We start from the raw sequence: 5,464 nt of genomic DNA, 5'->3' as shown, positions 1-5,464 counted from the left end.
AAACGCCCCTACATACCAAATTGTAGTTCCATTAAACCCCTACAGGATTAGCTCCTGTGGGAGAAGGAAAGAAAGTCCCTCTCGGAGTGGGAGAGGGATTTAGGGAGAGGGCACATCCCGATAGGCATTGAGGGCAGCTTGTTTCACCTCGTCAGCAACGATGGGGAACGTGGTTAAAATATGGGCAAATTCGGTGGCGGTGAGACCGTATAAATGGGCAATGATGCCGTCGAGTTCTGCCCTCAGTTTGCCCCGTTCCGTTTCATCGGTAACGCCGTTGTGGTGGGAACCTAAGCCCACTTCTGCGGCTAAGTCGTCAAATTCGGGGGTGGTGCAAATCAGTTTAGCCGCTCTCTCCACAATGGGATTGAACCAAGGATCTCCTTCTTGTAGACGGGGAATAGGAGTATTGTATACAAAGAAAAACGAAACATGAGCCGTTATGCTACGACGTATCCAACAATCAAAAATAAAAGAATTCATCAATGTACAGATAAAGAGACGATATTTATTATTCAAGATAGAAGTGTTGACGTTAAACTCATTCCCTAGAAATTGACAAGTATAAACTTGCTCTAATGACATTGTATGCGGACAAAAAACATTAGGGGGTAAAATCGTAGAAATTGCTGTTCGTTCATTGGTGCTTGCCGCCACATCTCTGAAAGCAATTCTATAAGAATTGTAATCTAGTAGAATTTCTTCAACTTTAGGTTCCTCTAAATCATATTTTTTACACTCCTTTTGAATCGATTTTAATCTTTTGGGCAATAAGACATCTTTAGCTTCTTGTTCATCAAGCCAATACTTAGGTTTACCCCAAAGATGGGTAAATTGGTGGATCATCTTACCTTCATAAAGCGGTAATCGCCCTTCCCCTGGCTCAGTCTTGAATAAATGACTATCATTCGTCATATCAAATTCACGAGTAAGCTTTAAATTCCATTTGCCTGCAATGGTTTCACCCAACAACGGAAAGCGCGTCATCTTCTGGGCAATTTGCACATCCATCTCGCTCTTAAACTCCATCACCGACAGAGAATCCGGAGACAAACGACGAATCAGATCCACATCTAAATGAATATCATCCGCTCCCGGAAAATCTAACAACTCCTGCACCTCATGACGCATACAGCAGTTTTCGCTGTTATGTGGGACATCTTGATCCCCCTAAATCCCCCTTAAAAAGGGGGACTTTCCTATTCCCCCCTTTTTAAGGGGGGCAAGGGGGGATCTTTTCCTACTGTCCACCGATACAGCGCAAAGCGCTGTAAACCGAGTCGGGAAAGATTGGGTTTTTCCCCCTTTCTCAAAGCTCAACACCACAAACTTAAAACTACGGTGAACCCCTTCAAAAATTTCTTTGCGATTCTCAAAACAAAACAACCCCGTTACTTGAGTTTGGGAAAACAGCAGTTCTCGAAGTTGTTTCGTTCCTAAATCCGTATAAATGCCGCTCGGAATCACAATCCCACATTCTCCCCCTGAGCGCAACAAATGAAAACAACGCTCTAGGAACAACTTATAAAGATTAATATCTGTCCCCTGCTTGCGTCCATTTACCACCGAAATTTGATTCTGATACTCTTGAGCCGAGCGATAATACAAACTCACATGGGGAAACTGACTTTTATACTCGCACCAAGCTGCGGCAACTTCTGGATCTTGCAACAGTTTTTCCTGCTCCTTCTCAAAGGTTTTAATATCCATCTTATTTTTGGTCACCAAAGCACTGTAGCGAGCAAAAAACTCTTTGGCTTGAGGCTTGAAAATCTCCCAAGGCGGATTGGCAATAATCGCATCAAACCCACCCCGCGCAAACACCTTATCAAAATGATAGCCCCAATGGAACGGCTCCAGAGCATCGATATCTGCCCGGTTTAGCACCCGCTTCTTCGGCTTCCCTTGCAGTTGCGCTTCCTCATATTTAATCCCCAACTTCGTACTAAACTCATCTAACAAAATCTGATTCAGTTTAACCTGGGACTCCCGGTTAATCTCATCGATATGATTTCTGAGTGCCAAAATACTTTGATCCTTCGATCGCTCCTCCGCATCCCGTTGCTCATCCGATAAAAAAGCGTGTTTTTTGTACAGCTCAATACTCTTGTTCTTCTCCGCGAGAATCTTCTCATATTCAGAAGCGGCTAGGGAGTTTAATAAATTGCCCTGAATAAAGGTTTTCCCCAACAAATTAAGCTGAGTCGGTTCAATGGCTGATGTCTGCTTTTGATCTGCACCCAACCGATTAAACGCATCCCCATCCACCCGAATCAAACCCATCAGAGAATTGCCCGCCATAATGTTAAAATCCACATTGGGCAAGGGTTCGAGATCTTCTACCCGCTCCACAGAAGCCACCAGCGCCAAAAACAAGCGCAATTTAGCAATTTCTGTGGCTTCTTCCATGATATCTACCCCATAGAGATTATCGGTAATAATCCGCTTTTTGATGTAATACTCTAGGGAGTTATGGCCGTTTTCGCTATTATGAGGTATGTTTTGATCCCCCCAACCCCCCTTAAAAAAGGGGGCATTAGCGAAAGTCTCCCTTTTTAAGGGGGATTTAGGGGAATCGACGCTTAACTTCTCATCTGTGGAGTGAGCTACGCGATTGATAACTTGCTGATAAATGGGGATTAATGTCTTCATGGCTGCGACTAAAAATGCCCCAGAACCACAAGCGGGATCGAGTAAGGATAATTGGGGTAAAATGTCCTTGAGGAGCAGGTGACAAAGGGAGTCATCTAAGCCCTCTAAAAGCTGCTCTATCCCCGTGAATGCTTGGTTGGCGCGACGATTTACCCGGTCTAAAATTAATTTGTTAATCGTGCGATCGCATAAATATTCCGTGATTTGCGGACGGGTATAATAGGCTCCAAACTCCTTTTGATTGATATACTTCTCGAAAATATAGCCGAGGACATCGGGGTTAATTTCGTTACTCTCTTTCTCCGCATCGGGGCGATCGTTTAAGTGCCAGGAATAGCGACTAAATAAATCCAAAACATGACGAAAGGCTTGATTTTTAATCTCAATCTGGGGATACTTCTGCTCAATGGCATGACGCAGAAACAAGCCGCCATTCAGGTAACAAATTTTGCCTAAGCGCTGCCGAATCTCTGGATGGCGATCGGCTTCTAGCTTGGCAAACCCTTCAAAGAACAGATCCTTGAGAAAGCCATAAAACGGGCGATCGCTCTCCTGACACTCTGCTAACTTATGCTGTAAATATTCGCTGTTGCCCCCATCGAGGAAATACCGTCTTTGCAAGAAATAGACAAACATCAACCGGTTCAATAATACGGAAGCATACCACCGGCGATCGCCGCTATCTTCTATCCCTTCAATCTCCAGACAAAAATTCTGATGTAATCCCTCAAAATCCTGAAAAAATTGCTTCGTAACCTGTTCAATATTAAAGCCTGATTTCACCCGTTGCACCACATCCACCAGGGTTAAATCCTCTTCTTCGGAAATATCAACGGCTAAGGCTTCTAGCTTCTGAATTAAAGCTTCTGCCGCTTTCCCCACCGTATAAGTATGAAATCTAGGTTTTGGCGTTTGCCCCGGTTCCTGCTTCACCCACATCCAAACCTGTTTGGTTTGCGCCTGATCGGTAAAAATGAGTAAATGGGATTGGGAATACTCGGTTAACTGCCGATCTAACTGTCGTTGTACCTTGCGCTCTGGAATGATTTCACTAACACACTGATAAACGGTAAACCCGCGTTTTTGGGCAATAGTTTCCACCGGAAAAATCTGCTCCTGCACCTCAAGGGGGATCTGGAGATGATCTAGGGTATCCCAACCGAGTTCTTCGATAAATAAGGACTCAAAGTCAAAGGTTTTCAGATAATTTTCGGTACGTTTACGATTGAGTTTCATGAGTATGGGGGAGTGGGGGAGTGGGGGAATAGGGGAATGGGAATTACGATGGAACCCATATATAGAGGATTGGTGCCCTGCGCTTCGCTAACGCACCCTACTGCTGGCTAGAAGAAGTTCCTGTAAGTTGAAAAGGAGAGGGTTTTGGAGCAAAAGCATAGTAAGTTCTCTGACTTTGTTCTTCCTGACGTTTGAGATCTTCATATAGCGCTTGTAGATCGTTATTGCACTCCTCCATATACGCCCTTCGTGCTTGACGGACTTCTTCAACAATAGAGTCAGGTTTCATCATTATCCTCCATTAATTCTTCAGGGGTACAAATAACTGAGGGTTCATAACCTCTTTCACGACAGATTTGTTCAATCTTTTTTCGGGTTATGGCATTGGCAATATGTTTGCAATTCCAAGTGAGTAAATAATCCATCCCATTGATCACACTTATCGCAATATGCAGAGAATCTGCTGCTGCTGTTTGGGGAATAGTAGCCTTCCTTAAAAAGAGTTCAGACAGTTCTAGGGCAAGAGGAGAAATTTTTAAAGCAGCTAGGGTTTCCAGTAAGTCTAATCTTTCTTGTGCAGCATTAGGGTCTCCCCTACGAGCTTCTTGAATAACGAGTTCTGAAATATAAATCTCAAATTTAGGACGCTCAGTTACCCACCACTCGCTAGTAATTTGTTGATGCCCAGCAATAATAAGGTCACGACTAGGACGTGCTGTGAGGTAGCTAATAACAGAGGTTTCAACGTAAACGCTAGGCATAATATTATAAACCTCTTTGGTTGCCATGTTTCTCTCCTAATCTCCTGTATTTTCCGTGGATTGCTGAAATTGGACTCGCTTATACAGATCGGACAATTTAATTGTAACATTAACGGACTGCAATTCTACGATCGCCTCTTCGCCCATCAACTCGGTGAGCAGCCATTGATGCTCGCCCACCTTACGATAGAGTTCGACACGATAGGTAAATTGATCGATTAACAGATATTCCTGTAGCTGGGGAATGGAGCGATAGAGGGTAAATTTCTGGTTTTTATCAAACCCTTCTGTGGAAGCGGATAAGACTTCAGCAATGAAACAGGGATTCGTCACCGCCATCTGTTTGCTGTCGGTAAAATTTGGCTCTCCTTCAATGACGAGGACATCGGGATAAACATAACTCTCGAATGCAGGCAGCCACAAGCGCATATCACTGACAAACACCTCATAATTGCGATCGCCCACTTCTAGGGGTAGTAAGCGACTTAAATTGAAGGTTAACCGATTATGATTCGCCGATGCACCCGCCATTTTGATGATTTCTCCTTGAATAAACTCGCTTTTGTCAATGTTCCGATTTTCCTGTTCTAGATACTCTTCAATTGCGCTCTGTTTTGTGATGGCAGTAACCATATTTCACCTCCTATATTTTTGTCTTGTTCTGAGCCTTGAAGATCGTCCTAAATCCCTATTAAAAAGGGGTGTTGGGGCGATCGCAATGTAGTGAGATCGGGTAGGTGGGCACTGCTACAAATCCCACGGTTGTGCCCTCTTCCCCCAACCCCTTCTCCCACGGGAGAAGGGGAGAAAAGTCC

General features: G+C 44.1%; 3 protein-coding genes and 1 pseudogene. All 4 read right to left on the bottom strand.

What is annotated here, in order from left to right; translation table 11 throughout:
- Positions 1 to 99 precede the first annotated feature (99 nt).
- A pseudogene (locus PMG25_RS01690) lies at positions 100 to 3,888 on the bottom strand (Eco57I restriction-modification methylase domain-containing protein).
- A 97-nt stretch (positions 3,889 to 3,985) separates the two neighbouring features.
- On the bottom strand, positions 3,986 to 4,177 hold the full coding sequence (locus PMG25_RS01685) for a hypothetical protein (protein ID WP_283754193.1): 192 nt from the start codon (positions 4,175 to 4,177) through the stop codon (positions 3,986 to 3,988).
- The gene (locus tag PMG25_RS01680) at positions 4,167 to 4,676 is read right to left on the bottom strand and encodes a type II toxin-antitoxin system VapC family toxin (protein WP_283754194.1); all 510 of its coding nucleotides are present in this window, start codon (positions 4,674 to 4,676) and stop codon (positions 4,167 to 4,169) included. The genes PMG25_RS01685 and PMG25_RS01680 overlap by 11 nt, the downstream gene beginning before the upstream one ends.
- A 9-nt stretch (positions 4,677 to 4,685) precedes the next feature.
- Positions 4,686 to 5,282, bottom strand: a complete 597-nt coding sequence (locus PMG25_RS01675) for a Uma2 family endonuclease (RefSeq protein ID WP_283765180.1) — start codon at positions 5,280 to 5,282, stop codon at positions 4,686 to 4,688.
- Positions 5,283 to 5,464 lie beyond the last annotated feature (182 nt).

The organism is Roseofilum capinflatum BLCC-M114, assembly GCF_030068505.1.
Lineage (GTDB): Bacteria > Cyanobacteriota > Cyanobacteriia > Cyanobacteriales > Desertifilaceae > Roseofilum > Roseofilum capinflatum.
The sequence above is the reverse complement of the archived record's forward strand: the minus strand, read 5'-3'. Positions and strand labels throughout refer to the sequence as shown.